20 protein-coding genes are annotated in these 20,757 nt (G+C 68.0%); 13 read left to right on the forward strand and 7 right to left on the reverse strand.

Annotated elements, in window-relative coordinates; all coding sequences use genetic code 11:
* Positions 1–3: 3 nt before the first annotated feature.
* Together MMG85_RS02990 and MMG85_RS02995 are read right to left on the reverse strand one after the other, a co-directional pair.
* On the reverse strand, positions 4–1,179 hold the full coding sequence (locus MMG85_RS02990; protein ID WP_241044666.1) for an SO2930 family diheme c-type cytochrome: 1,176 nt from the start codon (positions 1,177–1,179) through the stop codon (positions 4–6).
* A gap of 9 nt (positions 1,180–1,188) precedes the next feature.
* On the reverse strand, positions 1,189–2,421 hold the full coding sequence (locus MMG85_RS02995) for a parallel beta-helix domain-containing protein (protein ID WP_241044667.1): 1,233 nt from the start codon (positions 2,419–2,421) through the stop codon (positions 1,189–1,191).
* Positions 2,422–2,538: 117 nt separating this feature from the next.
* Here MMG85_RS02995 and MMG85_RS03000 point away from each other — a divergent pair, with 117 nt between their 5' ends.
* Complete coding sequence (locus tag MMG85_RS03000) at positions 2,539–3,576, forward strand: AraC family transcriptional regulator (RefSeq protein ID WP_241044668.1); 1,038 nt, start codon at positions 2,539–2,541, stop codon at positions 3,574–3,576.
* Positions 3,577–3,887: 311 nt separating this feature from the next.
* Here MMG85_RS03000 and MMG85_RS03005 read toward each other — a convergent pair whose 3' ends face one another.
* The 5 genes from MMG85_RS03005 to MMG85_RS03025 form a co-directional block, all read right to left on the reverse strand.
* Positions 3,888–4,271 (reverse strand): RidA family protein, encoded by a 384-nt coding sequence (locus MMG85_RS03005; RefSeq protein WP_241044669.1) that lies wholly within the window; start codon positions 4,269–4,271, stop codon positions 3,888–3,890.
* A 201-nt stretch (positions 4,272–4,472) separates the two neighbouring features.
* The gene (locus MMG85_RS03010) at positions 4,473–6,644 is read right to left on the reverse strand and encodes a bifunctional (p)ppGpp synthetase/guanosine-3',5'-bis(diphosphate) 3'-pyrophosphohydrolase (RefSeq protein ID WP_055940082.1); all 2,172 of its coding nucleotides are present in this window, start codon (positions 6,642–6,644) and stop codon (positions 4,473–4,475) included.
* 125 nt (positions 6,645–6,769) lie between these two features.
* The gene (rpoZ, locus tag MMG85_RS03015) at positions 6,770–7,069 is read right to left on the reverse strand and encodes a DNA-directed RNA polymerase subunit omega (protein WP_055940079.1); all 300 of its coding nucleotides are present in this window, start codon (positions 7,067–7,069) and stop codon (positions 6,770–6,772) included.
* Positions 7,070–7,286: 217 nt separating this feature from the next.
* The gene (gene gmk / locus MMG85_RS03020) at positions 7,287–7,901 is read right to left on the reverse strand and encodes a guanylate kinase (RefSeq protein WP_241044670.1); all 615 of its coding nucleotides are present in this window, start codon (positions 7,899–7,901) and stop codon (positions 7,287–7,289) included.
* 132 nt (positions 7,902–8,033) lie between these two features.
* A complete protein-coding gene (locus MMG85_RS03025; protein ID WP_241044671.1) occupies positions 8,034–8,894 on the reverse strand; it encodes a YicC/YloC family endoribonuclease in 861 nt (286 codons plus the stop codon).
* Positions 8,895–9,004: 110 nt separating this feature from the next.
* Here MMG85_RS03025 and rph point away from each other — a divergent pair, with 110 nt between their 5' ends.
* The 12 genes from rph to MMG85_RS03085 all read left to right on the forward strand — a co-directional run bounded on the left by rph (position 9,005) and on the right by MMG85_RS03085 (position 20,713).
* Complete coding sequence (gene rph, locus MMG85_RS03030; protein ID WP_241044672.1) at positions 9,005–9,730, forward strand: ribonuclease PH; 726 nt, start codon at positions 9,005–9,007, stop codon at positions 9,728–9,730.
* Between the two features lie 74 nt (positions 9,731–9,804).
* Complete coding sequence (locus tag MMG85_RS03035; protein ID WP_241044673.1) at positions 9,805–10,227, forward strand: VOC family protein; 423 nt, start codon at positions 9,805–9,807, stop codon at positions 10,225–10,227.
* Between the two features lie 3 nt (positions 10,228–10,230).
* Positions 10,231–10,827: an RdgB/HAM1 family non-canonical purine NTP pyrophosphatase gene (rdgB, locus tag MMG85_RS03040; RefSeq protein WP_241044767.1), complete on the forward strand. Its 597-nt coding sequence runs from the start codon at positions 10,231–10,233 to the stop codon at positions 10,825–10,827.
* Positions 10,828–10,830: 3 nt separating this feature from the next.
* Positions 10,831–11,985, forward strand: coding sequence for a radical SAM family heme chaperone HemW (gene hemW / locus MMG85_RS03045; RefSeq protein WP_241044674.1), 1,155 nt, complete (start codon positions 10,831–10,833; stop codon positions 11,983–11,985).
* 90 nt (positions 11,986–12,075) lie between these two features.
* The gene (locus tag MMG85_RS03050; protein ID WP_241044675.1) at positions 12,076–14,616 is read left to right on the forward strand and encodes a DUF1631 domain-containing protein; all 2,541 of its coding nucleotides are present in this window, start codon (positions 12,076–12,078) and stop codon (positions 14,614–14,616) included.
* Positions 14,613–14,960 (forward strand): PilZ domain-containing protein, encoded by a 348-nt coding sequence (locus tag MMG85_RS03055; protein ID WP_055940066.1) that lies wholly within the window; start codon positions 14,613–14,615, stop codon positions 14,958–14,960. The genes MMG85_RS03050 and MMG85_RS03055 overlap by 4 nt, the downstream gene beginning before the upstream one ends.
* Before the next feature lie 79 nt (positions 14,961–15,039).
* Positions 15,040–16,380 carry a Xaa-Pro dipeptidase gene (gene pepQ, locus MMG85_RS03060; RefSeq protein ID WP_241044676.1) on the forward strand — a complete coding sequence of 447 codons (1,341 nt, stop codon included), beginning with the start codon at positions 15,040–15,042 and terminating at the stop codon, positions 16,378–16,380.
* 36 nt (positions 16,381–16,416) lie between these two features.
* The gene (locus tag MMG85_RS03065) at positions 16,417–16,971 is read left to right on the forward strand and encodes a hypothetical protein (protein ID WP_241044677.1); all 555 of its coding nucleotides are present in this window, start codon (positions 16,417–16,419) and stop codon (positions 16,969–16,971) included.
* 172 nt (positions 16,972–17,143) lie between these two features.
* Positions 17,144–17,425, forward strand: coding sequence for a hypothetical protein (locus MMG85_RS03070; protein WP_241044678.1), 282 nt, complete (start codon positions 17,144–17,146; stop codon positions 17,423–17,425).
* A gap of 124 nt (positions 17,426–17,549) precedes the next feature.
* Positions 17,550–17,873: a hypothetical protein gene (locus tag MMG85_RS03075; RefSeq protein WP_345778832.1), complete on the forward strand. Its 324-nt coding sequence runs from the start codon at positions 17,550–17,552 to the stop codon at positions 17,871–17,873.
* A gap of 1 nt (position 17,874) precedes the next feature.
* Positions 17,875–18,279, forward strand: a complete 405-nt coding sequence (locus MMG85_RS03080; RefSeq protein WP_241044679.1) for an MAPEG family protein — start codon at positions 17,875–17,877, stop codon at positions 18,277–18,279.
* Between the two features lie 271 nt (positions 18,280–18,550).
* On the forward strand, positions 18,551–20,713 hold the full coding sequence (locus tag MMG85_RS03085) for a M48 family metallopeptidase (RefSeq protein WP_241044680.1): 2,163 nt from the start codon (positions 18,551–18,553) through the stop codon (positions 20,711–20,713).
* Positions 20,714–20,757 lie beyond the last annotated feature (44 nt).

The following is a 20,757-nucleotide window of genomic DNA, read 5'->3' on the forward strand; positions in this document are numbered from 1 at the left end:
GCCTCAGCGGGCCGGCGGTGGTTCACTGCCTGTCGTAGTCGCCGTGTCGCAACTGCCCGGCTGCGCATCGATCCAGGCGCGGATCAGTTCGACCCCCTCCCGATGCACCACCGAGCGCCCCAGCTCCGGCATCATGATCGCGGGGTCATCGCTGTCCAACCGGTAATCGAAGATGGAATCGGCCGCGCGGCCCGGGACGATGTCGTACAAACGGTTGCCCGTGCCCTTGCCCGCCGCGATCGGCTGCTTGCAGAAACCGAGCTTCAGCTTGTCCTGCGTGTGCGCGTCCAGCCACAGGCCGGAGGTGATGGCCGGGCCGGTGGCGCTGTGGCAGTGGCCGCAGTTGATGTCCAGATAGGCGCGGGCGCGGGCATCGAGCGGGGCTTCGGCATCCATCGCATCGGCAAGACGCGGCGCATTCGCCGGCATGCCCGTCAGGTAACCGATGCGGACCAGATGCGCCAGCTGGTTTTCCTTGCCGCCCACGTAGTCGAAATCACGATTCAGATGCCGCGCCTTCGGCCCGATCGGCAGCAGCTTGCGCGACTTGTTGTCGGTGATATGGCAGCCGCCGCACTGGTTCTGGTCCGGCACCTGGTAGCTCACGGGCTGGCGCTGGCCCTGCGCATCGACCAGCTCGAGTTCGACCAGCTCGCCCGTGCGCTTCAGCGTGGCGGCGGTCTGCGCGTCGTTCCACACGTAGGGCAAGGCGACCCAGCCTTCGGCGCGATGCACGAGCAGCCGCGTCTCGATCAGGTGCACCTCCGCAAGGTCCAGCGATTCCCCTTCGAGCGACGACTGCGACGGCGGCGTGCGTGCGACCGACGTGCCGTCCCACGCTTCTCCTTCCGGCAGCGGGTAGTAGAACGTCTTGCTGAGGATGGTGCCGACGGGAAAGTCGAAGCTCTGTTCCGGCTGGTACGTCGCCGAGGTGCCGGCCGGCATCCAGACGGTGCGCAGCTTGTGCGCATAGTCGCTGAACAACGGCGTGTTGAGGTCGTAGGGCACGACGCCTTCGTTCAGACGCAGGCGACCGTCTTCGATCCGCAGCACGCCCCATTCGTCCAGCGTGGCCGGCTGGCCCTCGGCGAAGAACTGCACGCGCGATGCCGGTCGGCAGGCGGATAGCGCCATCCCGGCCGCAAGGGCCACCAGCAGCACCGCCGCGCTGAGCCGCATGCGCTCGCCTCAACCGCGCTTCAGATCGACCGCCGGCAGGCGCGGCAGTTCGCAGTCGTGCAGCCTGGCGTCCTTGTTCGGATTCTTGTAGCCACCCGGACCGTCCGCATTGACCACGCCGCTGACATCGCGCAGGCAGATCTGCGGCCCGATCTTCCTGCCGTCGACGACGCGCTCGTTGTTGAAGTAGCCATCCCACAGCACATCGGGAAAGGTGCCGCGCAGGCCGTAGGTGGCCACCTTCAGCGCCTTCAGGTCGAAGCCGTCCGGCGAATCGCCGCCGCCGGAGAGCGTGTTGCCATGGATGAAGATGCGCTCGGGATACGGATCGAAGTTCGGCGACGCGCTGCTGTCCTTGTAGCCGGTGGAATAGACGCTGGAGACGATGATGTTGGCGGTCGCGTTGTCGCGGATCTCGTTGCCGAACACTTCGATGTCGTCGTTGGAATTGATGACGATGCCCGACCCGGCCGGCACGCTGGCCACCGGCGTGCCCTTCGCGCCGAAGTTCTCGTGGTTGTTGGCGATCACCTTGTTCGCATAGACGCGGATGTTGCCGCCCTGCTGCGACAGGCCCGGCATGTTGAAGACCAGGATGCCGCCGGTATTGCCGGTGGCCACGTTCTCGTAGACATCGGCGTTGATGGTGTTCTCGATCTCGATGCCGGCCACGTTCTGCTCGGCACGGCTGCGCCGTACGATCACGCCGTCGGACTGGCCCACGTAGATGCCGGCGTCGGACGCGCCGATGGACACCGTGTCCTCGATCAGCACGTTCTTCGTCAGTACCGGATAGATGCCGTAGGCGCCGTTCTTGGTGCTGGGACCGCCGGTCCACTGGACCTTGACGCCGCGGATGGTGATGTTCGACGACTCGCTGATCTTCAGCCCGTCGCCCCTGGAATCCTCGATGGTGAGGTTCTCGATGGTGAAGTCGTCGCCGTTGACCAGCAGGCCCTCGGCGCCGGCCTTCTGTCCCTTGAAGCTCAGCACGCTCTTGTCCATGCCGGCGCCGCGGATGGTCACGCCGTCGGCGCGCAGGCTGAGGCTGCGGTCGAAGGCATGGCGACCGGCCGGGATCTCGATGACGTCGCCGGGCTTGGCGTCCAGCAGGCGCTCCTGCAGGGCCGTCGCGAAGGCGGCGTCGGCGGCCGCGACGGGTTCAGCTTCCGGCGCCTTCTGGCAGGCGCCCGTCAGCAGCGCCAACGCGCCGGCCACCGCCACGGACATGGTGCGTTGCATGAGGTCCCCTCCCATACGCCTGCGTAGTGCCCCGCAGTCTGGTGCGCGGGCAGGTGCCGCACGGAGGGCGGGAGCGGCATACTACGGGGGGTAAAGCGGACAAGCTGGAGGGCTTCGATGCGCTGGAAGACCGGACTGGGCCATCGCCTGTCGATCGCCAACCTGCCCACCAATATGCTGTGCGGCCTGGTGCTGCTGGCCGGCGAATTCGGCGTGAAGGCGGACAGCTGGTTCGCCGGCATGCGCCTGAACGTGCAGGAGATCCACGATCCGCAGGCGCGCGTGTCCTACCGCCAGGCCAGCGAGATCATCCGCCGTGCCCTGCCGACGCTGCCGATCGACGGCGTGGGCCTGGCGATGGGCGAGAAGCAGAACGGCGGCAACTTCGGCCTGCTCGGACTGGCGATGAAGACCGCGCCGACGTTCGGCGACGCCGTGCAGATCGGCCTGGAGTACCAGCGCAACCTCGGCCCGCTGATGGACCTGGACCTGCAGGACCGCGACGACGGCAGCCTCGCCGTGGTGGCGACCGCACCGGAGGAGGCCACCGACCTGCTGCCGTTCCTGTGCGAGGAGATGTTCGCCAGCACGCTGATGCTGGCCCGCGAACTGGCGGGGCCGGCGTTCCGTCCGCTGCGGCTGGAACTCGGTTATCCGGCACCGCGTTATGCCGCGCGCTATGACGACCTGTTCGGTTGCGAGGTCCGCTTCGACCAGCCCCAGCACGCGATGGTGGTGGACCGGCGTTGGCTGGAGCTGCCGTTCGCCAGCTACAACCCGGTGACCTCGCGGCAGGCGCTGGCCCTGTGCCGCGCACAGCTCACCGCGATGTCGCTGCGCGGCGAAACCACCGCGGCGGTCGAACGCCAGCTGCGCCCGCGTCTGCGCGACAACCCACAGATGACCGATGTCGCGGAGGCGCTGCACCTGAGCGAGCGCACCCTGCGCCGCCAGCTTGCCGAGGAAGGCACCACGTTCAGCGCCATCCACGATCGCGTGCGCACCGAACGGGCACTCGAGCTGCTGCAGGATGCCGAAACCACCATCGCCGCCGTCGGCAGCCAGATCGGCTTCAACGACGTGCGCGAGTTCCGCCGCGCGTTCAAGCGCTGGACCGGCCACACCCCCAGCGAAACCCGACGACGCCCCGCGTAGGGCGGAGCTTGCTCCGCTTGCCCTGGCGCCTTCCCCGCCGCGGAGTCCGCGCACCCGTGCCCCGTTCGTGGTGAGCCTGTCGAACCACGCGCTTTGCGATGGCTCGACCATCCACGGCAGTCCTGCCTTGCGGCGAAAAGCGTGGTTCGACGAGCTCACCACGAACGGCCACTGGAGAACGATCTGTCCCTCGTAGCGCGGTGCCGGCTCTCAACGTAGAGCGGAGCTTGCTCCGCTGGCGTTCGCTCCCGTGCCCAACTTCCGGATGCCTCCGGCGCCGGGCAAGCCCTGGCGCTACGGAGACCCGGCCATCACTCCAGCACCATCACCGCGTCGACCTCGAACGCCGCGCCCTTCGGCAGGCCGGACACTTCGATGGTCGAACGCGCCGGATACGGCGCGGCGAAATAGTCCTGCATCACCGCGTTGACCGCCGCGAACTGCGACAGGTCGGTCAGGTACAGACCCAGCCGCACGATGCGGTCGAGCGAGCCGCCCGCCGCTTCCGCCACCGCCTTGAGGTTGTCGAAGGCGCGGCGTGCCTGCGCGGCGATGTCGCCGTCGACCAGATTGCCGGTGGCCGGGTCGAGCGGGATCTGCCCGGAGAAGTACACCGTATTGCCGGCGCGCACGGCCTGCGAGTACGGGCCGATGGCGGCGGGTGCCTGCTCGGTATGGATGATCTGCTTGCTCATTCGTGACTCCTGTGTGGATACCCGGATTCTACGTAGGGCGGGCCTTGGCCCGCCATCGCGATCACTCGGATCGCGATGGCATTGATCGGTGCAGGCGATGGACATGAGTCGCCATCGTCGCAGGCACGGGCATGAAGACGGCGGGCCAAGGCCCGCCCTACGTCACTGCCCAATCACGAATCACCAACAACGAATCCCCAATCACTGCCGCCGCACGCCATGCACGACGTTGAGGCGCCGCAGCCGGCGCATCACTTCCGCCAGATGGTTGCGATCACGCACCTGGATCGAGAAGCGCAGCACGGCGACGTTGATGTCGCGCTCCAGGTATTCGACGCGCTCGATGTTGGACAGGCTCTTGGCGACCGCGGCGGCGACCTGCGCCAGCACGCCGGGGCGGTTCTCCACGTCGATCAGCAGCGCGGCATCGTAGTCGCCGGTGACCTTGGCATCCCACGCGATCGGCACCCAGCGCTCGGGCGACTTGCGGAACTCGGTGACGTTGGGGCAATCCAGCCGATGCACCACGATGCCCTTGCCGGCCGTGTGGTAGCCCATGATCTCGTCGCCGGGGATCGGCTGGCAGCACTGCGCGAAACTGACTACGCCGCGCTCGCCGCCGGTGATCAGGATCTTTTCCTGCGAATGCTTGGAATGCCCGCCGGCGCGCAGTTCGGCGAATGCGGTCAGCGCCTGCGCCGCCTGCGACGGCATCCAGTTGCCCAGCGCCACGTCGGCCAGGAAGGCTTCCAAGCGCGGATACTTGTGCTCGCTGAGGAACGCCTCCAGGCGCTGCTGCGGCAGGCGTTCCAGCGAGCTGTCCAGGTCCTCCAGCGCGCGGTCGAGCATGCGGTGACCAAGCTGCACGGCGTCCTCGTGTTCCAGCTGCTTGAGCTGGTGGCGGATCGCCGTGCGCGCCTTGCTGGTGACCACGAACTCCAGCCACTGCGGCTTCGGCGCCGCCGATTTGGCGGTGATGATCTCCACGCTCTGGCCGCTGACCAGCTTGGTGCGCAGCGGCACCAGCTTCTTGTCCACGCGCGAGGCGACCGCCTGGTTGCCCACGTCGGTATGCACCGCATAGGCGAAATCCAATGCGGTGGCGTTGCGCGGCAACGAGAGGATCTTGCCCTTCGGCGTGAACAGGTAGACCTCGTCCGGGAACAGGTCGACCTTGACGTTGTCCAGAAACTCCAGCGACGAACCGGCGGCGCGCTGGTTGTCGATCAGCTCGACGATCCACGCATGCGCGCGGTTCTGCGCGCTGTTCGGCGAATCGGTGCCGAACTTGTAGGTCCAGTGCGCGGCGATGCCGCGCTCGGCGATCAGGTCCATCTCGGTGGTGCGGATCTGCACTTCGATCGGCGACCCGTACGGACCGAACAGCACCGTGTGCAGCGACTGGTAACCGTTGGCCTTCGGGATGGCGATGAAATCGCGGAAGCGCCCGTCCAGCGGCTTGTACTGCGCGTGCGCGGCGCCGAGCGCGTGGTAGCAGTCCGGCACCGAGTCGACCACCACGCGGAAGCCGAACACGTCCATCACCCGGTCGAAGCTTTTGCCCTCGCCGAGCATCTTGTTGTAGATGCTCCAGGGGGTCTTCACCCGGCTGACCAGGCGATGTTCGATCCCTTCCTTGGCCAGACGCTGCGACAGGTGCGCTTCGATCTGCGCCATCGACTCGCGGCGCATCACCGGCTGGCTGCGGATGTGCTTCTCGATCACCGCGTGCCGCCACGGGTGCAGCGCGCGGAAGCCGAGGTCCTGCAGCTCCGACTTGACCAGGTTCATGCCCAGCCGCTGCGCGATGGGCGCGTAGATCTCCAGCGTCTCGCGGGCGATGCGTCCGCGCGCCTCGGCGCTCTGCGCGCCCAGCGTGCGCATGTTGTGCAGGCGGTCGGCCAGCTTGATCATGATCACGCGCAGGTCGCGCGACATGGCCAGCAGCATCTTGCGGAAGCTCTCGGCGGCCGCCTCCTGGCGGTCGCGGAACTTCAGCTTGTCCAGCTTGGTGACGCCTTCCACCAGTTCGGCGACCGACTCGCCGAATTCGGCGGCGATGTCGACGCCGGTCAACGGCGTGTCCTCGATGGTGTCGTGCAGGATCGCCGCGATCAGCGTCTCGGCGTCCATGCCCAGTTCGGCCAGCACACCGGCCACGGCGACCGGGTGGGTGATGTAGGGCTCGCCGGATTTGCGGGTCTGCCCGGCGTGCGCGGCGGCACCGACCTCCCAGGCGCGCCGCAGCAGCGGCAGCTGCTCCTTCGGCAGGTACGAGGCCGTTTTCTCGAACTGGGCGACGTACTCGGGCACACCCTCGTCACGCGACGACGCGGGGCTGCGGAGTGCCTTGGCGGTACGACCTGAATTCATGCCGCCAGACTATGCCAGTCACGTCGCCACGGCAACGCGCTTGCGGCGCCCTGAAACGCGGAAAGCCCGCTTGCGCGGGCCTTCCGTCGATCATCCGTTCCGATCGGAACGTTAGTCGAGAGCGATCAGTCGTCGCCCTTCGACAGGTCGTCGTCGGCCACCACTTCAGCGGCGGCCCACTCCAGCGCCTCGCGCTCGGCGCGCTCGCGCTCGGCCTTCTCGACGCGGTCGATCAGTTCGTTGTCGATCCTGCGGGCGGCGATCTCGCGCAGCGCCAGCACGGTCGGCTTGTCCTGGTGTTCGCTGTTGTCGATGGTCGGCTCCACGCCGTTCGCCAGCTGGCGGGCGCGCTTGGCGGCCATCGTGACCAGATCGAAACGGTTATCTACGACTTCCAGGCAATCTTCGACGGTAATGCGGGCCATGCGGGCTCCCGGCGACCAGACAGGCCGCGCAGTGAATACGGAAAGGGGCCGGGATTGTAGGCAGCCGGCCCGGACAATGCAAGCCTTTCCTTCAAAATCAAGGATTTAAGGGCCAGGTCGGCTGCGCGAACCGTAGCGCGGGGCTTGCCCCGCGTCTCCCCCACGCCAGTTTCCAGCGCGCGCAGCCAGGCGAACTCGGCTCCGGGGCGGCCGGCCGCTACTCGGCCAGCAGCGCCGCGATCAGGCCGGCGTGGCGCATGTCCTGTGCCTCCCGGCGCAGGCGGCTGGCGGTGAAGATGGCGTGCATCTGCTCGACGGCGGCCTCGAACACGTCGTTGACGATGACGTAGTCGAACTCGGCGTAGTGCGACATCTCCTCGCGGGCGGCCGCCAGCCGGCGCTGGATGACCTCCTCGCTGTCCTGCCCGCGGGCGCGCATGCGCTGCTCCAGCGCGTCGCGCGAGGGCGGCAGGATGAACACGCTGACCGCCTCTGGCACCTTCTCGCGCACCTGCCGCGCGCCCTGCCAGTCGATTTCCAGCAGCACGTCCTTGCCGGCCGCGAGTTGCGGCTCGACCGACTGCCGCGCGGTGCCCTTCCAGTCGCCGTGGACTTCGGCGTACTCGAAGAAGTCGCCGGCCCGGATCATCGCCTTGAACTCGTCGGCGGTGATGAAGTGGTAGTGCTGCGCATGCCGCTCGCCTGGGCGCGCGCCGCGCGAGGTGAACGAGATGGACAGCGCGATGTCGGCATCGCGCGCCAGCACCGCGTTGACGATGCTGCTCTTGCCTGCACCCGATGGGGCCGCGACGATGTAGAGGGTTCCGCGCATCAGGGGACCGGGAATCGGGAATGGGGACTGGGGAATTGTAGAAGCGTGGCACCGTGAACGCAGGACACGAGTCGGCGAACGGGAAGCTTCATGCCCTTCCCATTCCCCACTCCCCATTCCCGATTCCCGCCGCTACTCAATGTTCTGCACCTGTTCGCGGATCTGGTCGATCAGCACTTTCAGTTCCACCGCGATATTGGTGGTGCGGACGTCGACGGACTTGGAGCCCAGGGTGTTCGCTTCGCGGTTGAATTCCTGCAGCAGAAAGTCCAGCCGGCGGCCCTGCGGTTCCTTCTGGGTGAACACGCGGCGGATCTCCTTGACGTGGCTGTCGAGGCGGTCGAGTTCCTCGTCCACGTCGAGCTTCTGCAGCCACATCACCAGTTCCTGTTCCAGCCGGCCCTGTTCCATGTTCTGCGCCACGTCGGCCAGGCGCGCTTGCAGCTTCTGCCGCTGGCCGGCGCGGATCTGCGGGATCAGCGTGCGGACGTCGGCCGCCAGCGCGGCGATGCCGTCCACGCGCTCCAGGATGGCCGCCACCAGCTTGCCGCCCTCGCGTTCGCGCGCGGCGACGAACTGGTCCAGCACCGCGTCCAGCAGCGTCAGCGCCTCGGCCTGCAACGCCTCCATGTCCACGCCCTTGCTCTGCAGCACGCCGGGAAACTGCAGCAGGTCGGTCAGTTCGGTGCGCAGGTTGGGCAGGCGCAGCGACAGATCCAGCGCCAGTTCCGACAGCTGCGCGATCACCCGCGGATTGATCTGCAGGGCGCCCTCGCCCTCGGGGGCACGCAGGCGCAGGGTCAGGTCCAGCTTGCCGCGGGAGACGCGGGACGCCACGCGTTCGCGCAGGGCCGGCTCCAGCGCGCGCAGTTCGTCCGGCAGGCGCACGCCCAGTTCCAGGAAGCGGTGGTTGACCGCGCGCAGTTCGACCGCCAGCGTGCCGCCCTCGGTGGCGCGTTCGCCGGTGGCGAATGCCGTCATGCTGCGGATCATGCAGGTGCCCATCGGATCAGTGAGCGGCGCATCTTAGCAGCCTGCACGGCGCCGGCCGGGCGCGGACGGGCGGACTGGTAGACTTCGACCCCCTCATTGCGGATGTCCCCATGTCCTTCTCCCGCCCCAGTGGCCGCCAGCCCGACCAGATGCGCGATGTCAGCATCCTGCGCAACTACACCCGCCACGCGGAGGGCTCGGTGCTGGTCAGCTTCGGCCACACCCGCGTGCTGTGCACGGCGACCGTGGAGAACAAGGTGCCGGGCTTCCTGCGCGGCAAGGGCGAAGGCTGGGTCACCGCCGAGTACGGCATGCTGCCGCGCTCCACCCACACCCGCAGCGACCGCGAAGCCTCGCGCGGCAAACAGGGCGGACGCACGCTGGAGATCCAGCGCCTGATCGGCCGCACCCTGCGCGCCTGCGTGGACCGCGGCGCACTGGGCGAGCGCACCATCACCCTGGATTGCGATGTGCTGCAGGCCGACGGCGGCACCCGCACGGCGGCCATCACCGGCGCCTACGTGGCCCTGGTGGATGCGGTGAACTGGCTGAAGTCGCGCAACGACATCAAGCGCGACGTGGTGCATGGCGCCGTGGCCGCCGTCTCGGTGGGCATCTACCGCGGCGTGCCGGTGCTGGACCTGGATTACCCCGAGGACAGCGACTGCGACACCGACATGAACCTGGTGATGAACGACGGCGGCGGCTTCATCGAGCTGCAGGGCACGGCCGAAGGCCACGCCTTCCGCCGCGACGAACTGGATGCGCTGCTCGCCCTGGGCGAGAAGGGCATCGGCGAGCTGTTCGCCGCGCAGCGGGCGGCGCTGGCGGGCTGAGTTCCATCTCCCTTGTAGGAGCGCCCCATGGGCGCGATGCTCTTGAGGTGGATTCGAGAAAAAGCATCGCGCCCATGGGGCGCTCCTACGGATATCCGGTAATCCTCATGCAGATCCTCAGCCTGGTCACCCTGCTGGTCGACGACTACGACCGCGCCATCGCGCATTACCGCGATGCGCTGGGCTTCGCGCTGCGCGAGGACACCGACCTGGGCGGCGGCAAGCGCTGGGTGCGCATGGCCCCGGACGGCGACGGCAGCACCGACTTGTTGCTGGCCGTCGCAAGCACGGACGAACAGCGTGCGCGCATCGGCGACCAGACCGGCGGACGCGTGGGGTTCTTCCTGCAGACCGACGATTTCTGGCGCGACCATGCGCGCATGACCGCCGCCGGCGTCGAATTCCTCGAAACCCCGCGCGAGGAGCCGTACGCCACCGTCGCGGTGTTCCGCGATGCCTACGGCAACCGTTGGGACCTGCTGCAACCGAAGGGCTGATCGATCATGAAACTCGTCCTCGCCTCCTCCAATCAAGGCAAGCTGGAAGAACTCCGCGGCCTGCTGGCCGACACCGGCATCGAACTCGTCGCGCAGTCCGACCTGGGCGTGGAGGATGCCGACGAGACCGGCACCACCTTCGTCGAGAACGCGCTGATCAAGGCCCGCCACGCCAGCCTGCAGACCGGACTGCCCGCACTGGCCGACGACTCCGGCATCTGCGTGGATGCGCTGAACGGCGCGCCCGGCCTGTACTCGGCGCGTTACGCCGGCGAGCACGGCAACGCCGGGCGCAACATCGACAAGCTGCTGGACGCGCTGAAGGACGTCGCCGGCGAACAGCGCGGTGCGCACTTCTACTGCGTGCTGGTGCTGCTGCGTCACGCGCACGATCCGCAACCGCTGATCGTCGAAGGCGAATGGCAAGGGCGCATCCTGCACGAGCGTCGCGGCAGCGGCGGACACGGCTACGACCCGGTGTTCTTCGACCCGCAGCGTGGACAGACCGCAGCGGAAATGCCGCTGGACGAAAAGAACCGCATCAGCCATCGCGGCAAGGCGCTGGCCGGACTGAAACAGCGGCTGCGCGACCTGCCCTGACCCATGCTGATCCCGCCGCCCCTGTCGCTGTACGTGCACCTGCCGTGGTGCGTGCGCAAATGCCCGTACTGCGACTTCAACTCGCACCAGGGCAACGGCGCGCTGCCGTTCGACGACTACGTCGATGCGCTGCTGCGCGACCTGGACCAGGACCTGCCACTGGTCTGGGGGCGCACGGTGCACAGCGTGTTCTTCGGCGGCGGTACGCCCAGCCTGTTCCCGCCGGAGGCGATCGACCGGTTCCTGCAAGGCGCCAGCAGCCGGCTGCGCTTCGCGCCCGGGCTGGAAATCACCCTGGAGACCAATCCCGGCACCGCCGAGCACGGCCGCTTCGACCGCTACGCCGCGGCCGGGGTGAACCGCATCAGCTTCGGCATCCAGAGCTTCGACGATGCGAGCCTGGAAAAACTCGGCCGCATCCACGACAGCCGCGAAGCCGAGCATGCGGTGAAGCTGGCGCAGGATGCCGGCTTCGACAACCTCAACCTCGACCTGATGTACGCCCTGCCCGGGCAGACGCTGGCGATGGCCGAACACGACCTGCAACGCGCATTCGCCCTGCAGCCGACGCATGTTTCGCACTACCAGCTGACGCTGGAGCCGAACACGGTGTTCTTCGCGCGGCCGCCGCAGGGCATCCCCGACGACGACCACGCCTGGGACATGCAGGAGCACTGCCAGGCCTTGCTGGCGGATGCGGGCTACGCGCACTACGAGGTCAGCGCGTATGCGCGCCCAGGCCGGCGCTGCGCGCACAACCTCAACTACTGGCGTTACGGTGATTACATCGGGATCGGCGCCGGTGCGCACGGCAAGATCACCGTCGGCGCCACGCAGCAGATCCTGCGGCGCTGGAAGGTCAAGCATCCGGCGACCTACCTGGCCACCGCCGGTACCGCCCAGGCCATCGGGGGCGACGACGACATCAGTCCCGATCGCCGCCCGTTCGAGTTCATGCTCAACGCGCTGCGGCTGCAGGAAGGCTTTGCGCTGGCCGATTTCACCGCCACCACCGGCCTGCCGCTGGCGAGCATCGCCCCGGCACTGGAACAGGCCCTGCAGCGCGGCTGGCTGGACCTGTCCGCGACCCATGTGCGCCCCACGGCGCTGGGACGGCGGTTCACCAACGATGTGATCGAACTGTTCCTGGAGTCCTGATCCGCGCCTGGCCCGCACACGCCGACGGAGGGGTGCGCAGGCAACACCGGGTGTGATAATGATGCGGCTACAGGGGAGCCCACTGCACCGATGACCGCGACACGACCGCCTACGTCCGCTGCCGCGCCGACCACGATCGCATCGTCGGCCCTGCCGCCGCGCGTGCGGCGCGTGCTGCAGAACCTGCTCGACCATATCGCCACGGATTTCGTGTCGGCGCTGAACGGCATGCTGGTGGAGTTCGAGCAGCAACTGTTCAAGCAGGCCGAGCAGGCCCGCAGCAACAACGCGCAGGCGCAGATCTTCGTGGACCTGCGCTCGCTGCAGAAGAACCGCGGCGACCTGGTGCCGCACTACATGTTCGCGCTGGAGGCGACGCTGGCCGGCATCCGCAGCACGCGGCCGACGGGCGAGCAGCCGCAGGTCCGGCTGGACTACCAGACGCTGACCCTGGTCGAGGACGCGGTGATGGACCAGGAGATCGTGCTGCGCGAAGTCGCGCGCCGGCACGAGCAGCGCGGCAATGCGCAGATCATGATGCTCGGCCAGCGGTTCGGCGTGCTCGCCTGCCGCCCGGCTTATGAGGCCGAGACGCTGCCGCTGGGGCCGTACCGCCTGTGCCACCTGTTGAAGGACGCGGCCCAGTGCCTCGACCTGTCCATCGACGCGCAACTGGTGCTGTATCGCAGCTTCGACCACAAGGTGATGCTGAACTACACCGAGTGGGCGAACACGGTGAACCAGTTCCTGGCCCGCGAGGGCATCCTGCCCGGCCTGGCCTACACGCCGCGACGTGCGCGCAACCTCGAGATCGTGCGTCCGCCGAGCGATGAGGCACGCGGTGGCGCGCGGCCGATGACCAGTTGGCAGAGCCCATCCGGCGGCTCGCACTGGGCCACGCTGTCGCCCGAACAGCTGCACGCGGTGGCCGGCGCACTGACCGGCACGAACGACGGTGACGGCCAGATTGCGTCTTCGGCGAGCGCCGCCACGGGCGCAGCGCCTGCCGACGCGGCCGCCAGCGGCGCGCCGGCACAGGCGATGGCCGGCTCGTTCGAGGTACTGCAGAAACTGCTCTCCATCCGCCGCGGCGGCCTGCAGGCCGATGCGCTGGCCCAGGCGGGCGAACTTGCTCCTCTCACCGATCGTGCCAGCGGAAACACCGGCGGCGGCGCGGCGGGCTCCGGGGACGGCGGCGGCGCGCCCGGTGGCGGCGCCGGTGGCGGCAGCGGCGGCGGCAGTAGTGGTCGCGGCGGTGGCGGGGGCGCATCGGGCGGCACACAAGGCGACGGATCCTCCGACACGCCCGCCCCGCGTCGTCTGCTGCCCACGCCCGACGTGCTGGGCACGCTGCAGACGCTGCAGAAGGCACCCTTGCCCGCGCGCACGCCGGACCAGCCGCGCCGCACCGTCGCCGACCTGCAGCAGGCCATGCTGGCCCAGGTCCGCGCCACGCACGGCCCCGGCGCCACGCTGGCCAGCGCGGATTCGGACACCTTCGAGCTGCTCGACCTGCTGTACAACGAGATCGAGCGAGAAGTGCAGCACGACGCGCCCGCCGCCGACATGCTGGTGCGGCTGCAGGTGCCGGTCGTGCAGGCCGCGCTGCGCGACCGCAACTTCTTCCTGCGCGCGCAGCATCCCGCGCGCGACCTGCTCAACACGGTCGCCGAGTCCGGTGCCACCTGGCTGGGCGACGACGACGTCGATCCGCACCTGGTGCAGCGCCTGCACAAGGCCGTCGAGACCGTCGTGGAGACCTACGAAGGCGACGAAGCGGTCTTCGAGGACGCCAACCGCGACGTGCAGCAGCACCTGCAGGCGGCGGCGCGCAAGGCCGAACTGGCCGAACGCCGGCAGATCGAAGCCGCGCGCGGCAAGGACCGGCTGGAGATCGCCAAGCAGCGGGCCGTCGACACCATCGAATCGGCCATGGCCGAGGCCAAGCCGCAGAAATTCGTGCAGGCCCTGCTCAGCCAGGCCTGGGCCGACGTGCTGACGCTCACCCAGTTGCGCAACGGCGAATCGTCCACCGAATGGGCCGACCAGCTGCAGACCACGCTGGAGATCGTCGCGGCCACCACCACCGCGCAGGCGCCCGACCCGGCGCTGGCGGGCAAGATCGAAAAATCGCTGGTCCAGGTGGGATACCACGAGGACGAAGCCGCGGCGATCGCGCGCCGGCTGTCCAGCGCCGAGGAAGACGAAAGCACCTCGCGCACCGAGCTGACCGCACGCCTCAAGGCGCGCGCGCGCCTCGGCGGCCAGGGCGAGGTGAAGAAGAAGCCCGTGCAGTCGCGCACACCGCAGGAACAGGAGTGCTACGACTACCTGCGCACGCTGCCGTTCGGCACCTGGTTCGAGTTCACCCGCAACCAGCAGGGCGACGTGCAGCGCCAGCGCCTGTCGTGGTTCAGCCCGGTCACCGGCAATGCCCTGTTCGTCAACCAGCGCGGCCAGCGCGTCGGCGAGCACTCGCTGGACACGCTCGCCCACCTGATGGCCAAGGGCCAGGCGCAGGTGGTCACCGAGGATCGCGGCCGCCTGATCGACCGTGCCTGGAACGCTACCCTCAGCGCGCTGCGCAGCCTCACCGGCCGCGGCGGCGAACCCGCAGGAGACGCCGCATGATGCGCGAGTTCCGCCGTGCCCGCCGGCGCGCCGTAGCCAAGCCGGTCGCCGTGTTCGACCTGATGACCGAACAGGTGATCGGCCGGCTGGGCAATCTGTCCGAATCGGGCATGCTGCTGGTCGCCACCGAACCGGTGGTGGACGACGCGCTGTACCAGCTGCGCTTCCACCTGCAGGATGCGCGCGGCCAGGACCAGCCCATCGACGTGGGCGCACACCTGGTCTGGTCGGCGCCGGCCAACACCCCCGGCCAGGCCTTCGCCGGCCTGCGGTTCCTGACCATCGACCGCGAGCCGCTGGAACGTCTGCGGCAGTGGGTGGCCGCCGGTCCCGAGGCCGAATAGCACGCCAGGCGACCATCGCCGCAAGGCCCACGCGGAACGATTGCGGCAGAATGGCGGCTCATTCGTACGAGCCGCCGCCATGAACGCACCCGCCTCCTTCGACACCGACCTCGTTCCGCTGTACGCCGACCACCTGGCGACGATGAAGCGGCGCGCGGACGAAGCGCTGGCGCGCGGCGGCTTCGACCATCTGGTCGTGCCCAGCGGCACGCAGCATTGGCAGGTCTTCGACGACCGCGACTATCCGTATGCGGTCAACCCGCAGTTCAAGGCCTGGCTGCCACTCACGCGCCTGCCGTACAGCTGGCTGGTGTACACGCCGGGCCAGCGGCCGAAGGTGATCTTCTACCAGCCGTTCGACTACTGGCACGTGGTGCCGGGCGCGCCCAGCGGCTGGTGGGTGGACCACGTCGACATCCACATCATCCGCAAGCCGGAAGAGGCCAGCGCCCTGCTGCCACCGGCCGCACGCAGCGCGATCCTCGGCGAGCCGCAAAGCGCGCTCGGCGACCATGTGCCGAACAATCCCGAACCGGTGATCCAGTACCTGGAGTACCAGCGTTCGTACAAGACGCCGTACGAGATCGCGCTGATGCGGCAGGCACAGCGCCTGGCCGTGCGCGGCCACCGCGCCGCCGAAGCCGCGTTCCGCGCGGGCGAGAGCGAGTTCGGCATCCATATGGCCTACTGCACGGCGGTGGGCCAGGACGCCAACGACCTGCCCTACAGCAACATCATCGGCCTCAATGAGCACGCGGCGATCCTCCACTACATGGAACTGCAGCGCGTTGCGCCCGACCCGCTACGCAGTTTCCTGATCGATGCCGGCGCCAGCTTCCATGGTTACGCCAGCGACATCACCCGCACCTACGCCTACGACAAAGGCAGCGAGTTCCAGGCGATGATCGACGCCGTCGACGCCGCACAACAGCGCATGTGCGCCGGTGTGCGCGCGAACGTGGACTACAAGCAGCTGCACGTGGACGCGCATCACACGCTGATGGGCATCCTGAAGGACTTCGGCGTGATCACCGTGTCGCCGGAAGCGGCCGTGGCCACCGGCGTCAGCGCGGCGTTCTTCCCGCACGGCCTGGGCCATCCCATCGGCCTGCAGGTGCACGACGTGGCCGGCTTCGCCGCCAGCGATCGCGGCGGCCGCATCGAACGCCCCGCCGGCCATCCCTACCTGCGCATGACCCGCGTGCTGGAACCCGGCATGGTGGTGACCATCGAACCGGGCCTGTACTTCATCGACCTGCTGCTGGACGAGGTGAAGAAAAACGGCCACGCCGCCAGCGTCGACTGGGCACGCGTCGATGTGTTCCGTCCCTACGGCGGCATCCGCATCGAGGATGAAGTGCTGTGCACCGATAGAGATGCCGACAACCTGACGCGGCCAGCGTTTGCGGAAGCAAAGTAGCGTAGCGCCAGGAATGGCACGTCAGCAGGGGGAGCCATGGCCGGATATCGCGTGAAGCTCGGGTTGTGCGCCTTCCTGGTTGCGTCTTGCGCGCGCCAGGATGTTGGCATGCAGGACCATGACGCGTTCCTCGACGCCATGCGTTCGATGTCCACTTCGCCTCATTACGTCAAGATCAGACTGGTGGACGCGGCCAAGGGAAGCGCTCGCGATACCTGCGTGACCGCGAATCTGCTCAGGGGTGCCCTGGACATTGAGGCGAGCTCTCTCAACGACCGCGCCAGTGCGGCAGACATCGACACCTTGCTCGCTTCGAACCACGCGCACGAATTCGCCTTCAGCCATCCCGCCGCCCTCGCCAATTTGCCGGAGCACCCCGAGCCACAGGAAATGGATGAGGCCTCGCGTCTCGTCTCCGGCATCGCAGGACCGGACATCGCGCAATCCCTGCAGGAGGGGGATTTGGCGCTCTTTGCTGGCCAAGGTTCGCGTAGGCAGGAACGCACGGCGGCGCTGGCCTGCGCACTGATTGATCGCGGCTACCGCCCCCGCCAAGCCGACCTGACAGGTACGATCATTCTGGACACGTAATGTCGTAGCCCGGGCAAGGCCATTGGCCGCACCCGGGACTCCATATCTTCGCCTGCAAAGCGTCCCGGGTGCGCTACGCTTACCCGGGCTACGCTTGCTGAACGCCTGAGGGCTTCATGAAGTTCCAGGTTCCGGTCACCGAAGTGATGAAGGGGATTCGATGACATCGCTTGTGATCCTGGGCCTGCTGCTCGTGGCGACACTGAACACCATCAGCACCGTCGTCGTCCTGCGAAGTCCCAGCTTCAACGGCACGCAGCGCTTCCTGCAACTGCTCGTCGTCTGGCTGATTCCCATCGTCGGCGCCATTGTCTGCCTGACGTTCGTGGCGTCGCAATCACGTGACGAAGCCATGACGGTGGACAAGACCGCGTTCGTTGATGGCCCGTGTGCCGTGGATGGAAGGCCTGACGACCATGGCATCGGCGAGTGCGGCGGCGGTGACGGGGATTGAGTCGGCACCGTCTTGGATACAGGCACTGCGGCATCGGTTTGACGTTGTCCCGATGCCACCACAGAATCCTTCCGATCCGCAGGAGAATGCGCATGCCGGCAATGGGACACCGCCCATGATGCTCATGATCGGCCAAGGCGAACGCGTGGTAACGGTGGGCGAACCGGAGCCGCAGCATTGCCCGCATTGCGATGAGGAGCGCGACTTCCAGCCGCAGCTCGCCTACAAGTACGGCGAGTTCGATCTGCTGTTCGGCTTCGTCTACGGGCGGCGTTACCAACTCGCCTGCACCGAATGCCACCACGGCTGGCGACTGGACCGGCGGCAGGCCGAGCAGCGTTACGGCAAGCCAGACATCCCGTTCCGCCTGCGCTTCGGTCTCATCCTCCTGCTGGGACTATTCGCCGCACTCGGTGCGGCCTATCTCGCGACGCAGGCGGTGATTTGACGTGGACACCGCCCTGCTCCTGCCGATGACCGCGCACGTCGCGCTGGCGGCGTTGCTCTACGTGCTGCTGACCGTCGCGCGTGCGCCGGCGATCTGGGGCATCGGCCGACGCGCCGACGGCAGCAATCCGTTCGCCTCGTTGGAACCCCGCATCGGCGCCAACCTGTCCAACCAGTTCGAGTGGCCGCTGTTCTTCCATGTGGCCTGCGTGCTGCTGATGCTGCTCGGCACCAGCGCCATGGCGATCGCGCTGGCGTGGCTCTTCGTCGGCGGCCGCCTGCTGCACAGCGCCGTGCAGATACTGACCACGAACGTGCGCCTGCGTGGCCTGGTGTTCACCGTGAACTTCCTGGCGGTGCTGGGGCTGTGGGGCGTGTTGCTGGTCATGGCACTGGCACGCGCATAGTCCGTAGACGCAGGCTGCCGTTCGACAGGGCGGTACGCGCTCACTCCCCGACGGGGTCGATCGCAAGCGTGCAATCACGCCGGAACAGTGAGACATGCAACAGTGATGGTTGCCTTGCCCATGCGCACCGCCGGGGACCTGCTTCGCGCTCCCACGGACTGATATGCTCCTCGCGTGCCGCCGCGCAGGAGTGGCACGCGGGGAAGACGAGGTGATGCGTGGGGACGCAAGCCTCGACCGACTGCTGTGATCCTGCGATACCTCACTTGCCATGGAAGTCGAGTCGATGTCGCTTGCCGCGCCTGTGTCCACTGCCGTTCCTTCCTCCGCCAACGACGATACCCCCGCGCATTCCCTGCAGCGGCTGCCACCGGGTTCGATCCCGCGACCACCCACAAAACCGCTGTACACGTTCTTCCTCTGGCTGGTCGCGCTGCTCTCCTGCCTGATGCCGCTGCTTTATCTCGGCCTGATCGTCGGCCTGGCGTCGCTGGGCTACCACTACTACGCAGACTGGGCACCCCGCGGACGCTTCAACCTGCTCGTGGCACTGGCGTGGATCGTGCCGGGGTTCGCCGTCAGCGTGATGATCCTGTTCATGCTCAAGCCCCTGTTCGCGCCCCGCGCGCAGGAACCCGATGCCGTACCGCTCTCGCCCCACGACGACATGCAGTTCACCGGCGCGGTCCATGCCCTCAGCCAGGCCATCGGCATCCGGCCCCCGCACCAGATTCGCCTCAGCCACCAGGCCAATGCCTGGGTGCAGTTCAGTCCCGGCCTGGCGGGCCTGTTGCGTGGGCACAAGACACTGACCATCGGCCTGCCGCTGGTGGCGGGCATGAGTGCCCGGCAACTGGTGGGCGTGTTGGCGCACGAGTTCGGGCATTTCGCGCAACAGGGCGGCATGCGCGCCGCCGTGCTCATCCACGGCGTGAACCGCTGGCTGGAATCGCGTGCCTACCATCCCGACGCTTGGGATGAACGACTGCGCCGCTGGGCCGCGGATGAGAGCAATGGCGGCTACGTGCAGTTGACCTGCGCCTTCACGCTCTGGTGCCTGTGGCTGACGCGGATGCTGATGCGCGGCCTGTTCCAGGTGAGCTTCCGCATGAGCCAACGGCTGTCGCAGGAGATGGAGTTCGATGCCGACCGCTACGAGGCCATCGTGGTGGGCAGCGACGGTTTCGCCGATACGGCGCTGCGCCTGCGCGCGCTTGCGCGCTCGCTGCATGAAGTGGACCAGCTCAATCGCAAGATCTGGCGCGAGGGCAAGCTGGTCGGCGACCTGCCGGCGACCGTAGGCCTGCGGCTCGCCCAGTGGACCGATGACGACTGGCGCAGGGTGGCCGAGCAGCTCGATGCGGACGATGAAACGCGCTATTGGGATTCGCATCCCGCCGACCAGGCCCGCATCGCCAACGCACAGGCCTTGCGGGCGGCGGGCCTGTTCCGCGACGAACGCCCCGCCTCCGCGCTCTTCGCCGATTTCCCCGCCCTGTGCCGCAGCGTGACCGAGCACTTCTACCGGGGTCTGGAGCTGGAATTCGGCCCGCGCAACCTGGTCGACGGTGCGCAGCTGCTGGGACTGGGCCGGCTCCCGGAAACGTTGGCACGGGTCTGGGACGGCTACACCAACGGCATGATCGGCGTGGCCCCACTGCTCGATCCGTCTGAGGGCTCGCGGCTGCCGGCGTCAGCCCTCGACTGGCAGGGCTGCGTGGATGAGCTCCGCCGGCTCGGACCCGACGCCAGCGGTCTCTGGCAGCGGCTGGAGCGCCGGCGCGAAAAAGCCGGGCAGCTGTCGTTGTGGGTGACGTTGATCGACCTGCAGGTCGACTTCCTCATGCCCGACGCGTCGCTACCCGATGGCGCCAGGCTGCGCGAGGATCATGCCGCCTGCGTGGCGGACGACACGCCCGACCGCAAGCTGGCCGCGCGCATCCTTGCCGTGTCTGCGCGCCGCCTGCAACACGCCGTCGCCGCGCTGGACGAGTCTGCGCGCAGTGACGCCCGGGCACGCCTCGGCGTACTGCAGCACCTGCACGATGTCTGGCCCCGCCTGCAGCGCATCTTCAACGAGGGGCGCGTTTGCCTGTGGCTGCACGGTGGCATGCGCGGCGACGATCCTTCCCTGCGCCAGCATGTCAGTCGCCTGGGCGTGCGCTATCGCGAGCAGACGTTGCAACTGCTCGCCGATCTGGATGGCATCCTGCTGCGTGACGGGCCGTCGCTGGGACAGCATCTGCGCGGTCGCTGTGGCCGGCTCTCCAGTGCGGGTGGCGACGATATCCAGTTCATCCAGGTCACCTCGCCGCTGGAGGACGCCTTCCTGGAGCTGTACCAGTTGAATCTCGCGGAACTGGCTGCCACGGCCCATGCGGCCGAGCAACGGCATGGCATCCGTCCGATCAGGCTGTTGAAGCGGACAGTCTGAAGCGGGAGGCGGAAGGCCTTGCCGACGGGTGCGTGCCGGTTGAT

The organism is Pseudoxanthomonas sp. LH2527, from assembly GCF_022539275.1.
In the GTDB taxonomy this organism is placed as follows: domain Bacteria; phylum Pseudomonadota; class Gammaproteobacteria; order Xanthomonadales; family Xanthomonadaceae; genus Pseudoxanthomonas_A.

Bases quoted from the DNA above. Each gene is read 5' to 3' on its own strand.
- hemW (WP_241044674.1), top strand. From the start codon at position 10,831: ATGCTGATCCCGCCGCCCCTGTCGCTGTACGTGCACCTGCCGTGGTGC.
- MMG85_RS03025 (WP_241044671.1), bottom strand. From the start codon at position 8,894: ATGATCCGCAGCATGACGGCATTCGCCACCGGCGAACGCGCCACCGAG.
- MMG85_RS02990 (WP_241044666.1), bottom strand. From the start codon at position 1,179: ATGCGGCTCAGCGCGGCGGTGCTGCTGGTGGCCCTTGCGGCCGGGATG.
- MMG85_RS03075 (WP_345778832.1), top strand. From the start codon at position 17,550: ATGATCGGCCAAGGCGAACGCGTGGTAACGGTGGGCGAACCGGAGCCG.
- rpoZ (WP_055940079.1), bottom strand. From the start codon at position 7,069: ATGGCCCGCATTACCGTCGAAGATTGCCTGGAAGTCGTAGATAACCGT.
- rph (WP_241044672.1), top strand. From the start codon at position 9,005: ATGTCCTTCTCCCGCCCCAGTGGCCGCCAGCCCGACCAGATGCGCGAT.
- MMG85_RS03000 (WP_241044668.1), top strand. From the start codon at position 2,539: ATGCGCTGGAAGACCGGACTGGGCCATCGCCTGTCGATCGCCAACCTG.
- MMG85_RS03065 (WP_241044677.1), top strand. From the start codon at position 16,417: ATGGCCGGATATCGCGTGAAGCTCGGGTTGTGCGCCTTCCTGGTTGCG.
- MMG85_RS03005 (WP_241044669.1), bottom strand. From the start codon at position 4,271: ATGAGCAAGCAGATCATCCATACCGAGCAGGCACCCGCCGCCATCGGC.
- pepQ (WP_241044676.1), top strand. From the start codon at position 15,040: ATGAACGCACCCGCCTCCTTCGACACCGACCTCGTTCCGCTGTACGCC.
- gmk (WP_241044670.1), bottom strand. From the start codon at position 7,901: ATGCGCGGAACCCTCTACATCGTCGCGGCCCCATCGGGTGCAGGCAAG.
- MMG85_RS03010 (WP_055940082.1), bottom strand. From the start codon at position 6,644: ATGAATTCAGGTCGTACCGCCAAGGCACTCCGCAGCCCCGCGTCGTCG.
- MMG85_RS03050 (WP_241044675.1), top strand. From the start codon at position 12,076: ATGACCGCGACACGACCGCCTACGTCCGCTGCCGCGCCGACCACGATC.
- MMG85_RS02995 (WP_241044667.1), bottom strand. From the start codon at position 2,421: ATGCAACGCACCATGTCCGTGGCGGTGGCCGGCGCGTTGGCGCTGCTG.
- MMG85_RS03085 (WP_241044680.1), top strand. From the start codon at position 18,551: ATGGAAGTCGAGTCGATGTCGCTTGCCGCGCCTGTGTCCACTGCCGTT.
- MMG85_RS03055 (WP_055940066.1), top strand. From the start codon at position 14,613: ATGATGCGCGAGTTCCGCCGTGCCCGCCGGCGCGCCGTAGCCAAGCCG.
- MMG85_RS03035 (WP_241044673.1), top strand. From the start codon at position 9,805: ATGGGGCGCTCCTACGGATATCCGGTAATCCTCATGCAGATCCTCAGC.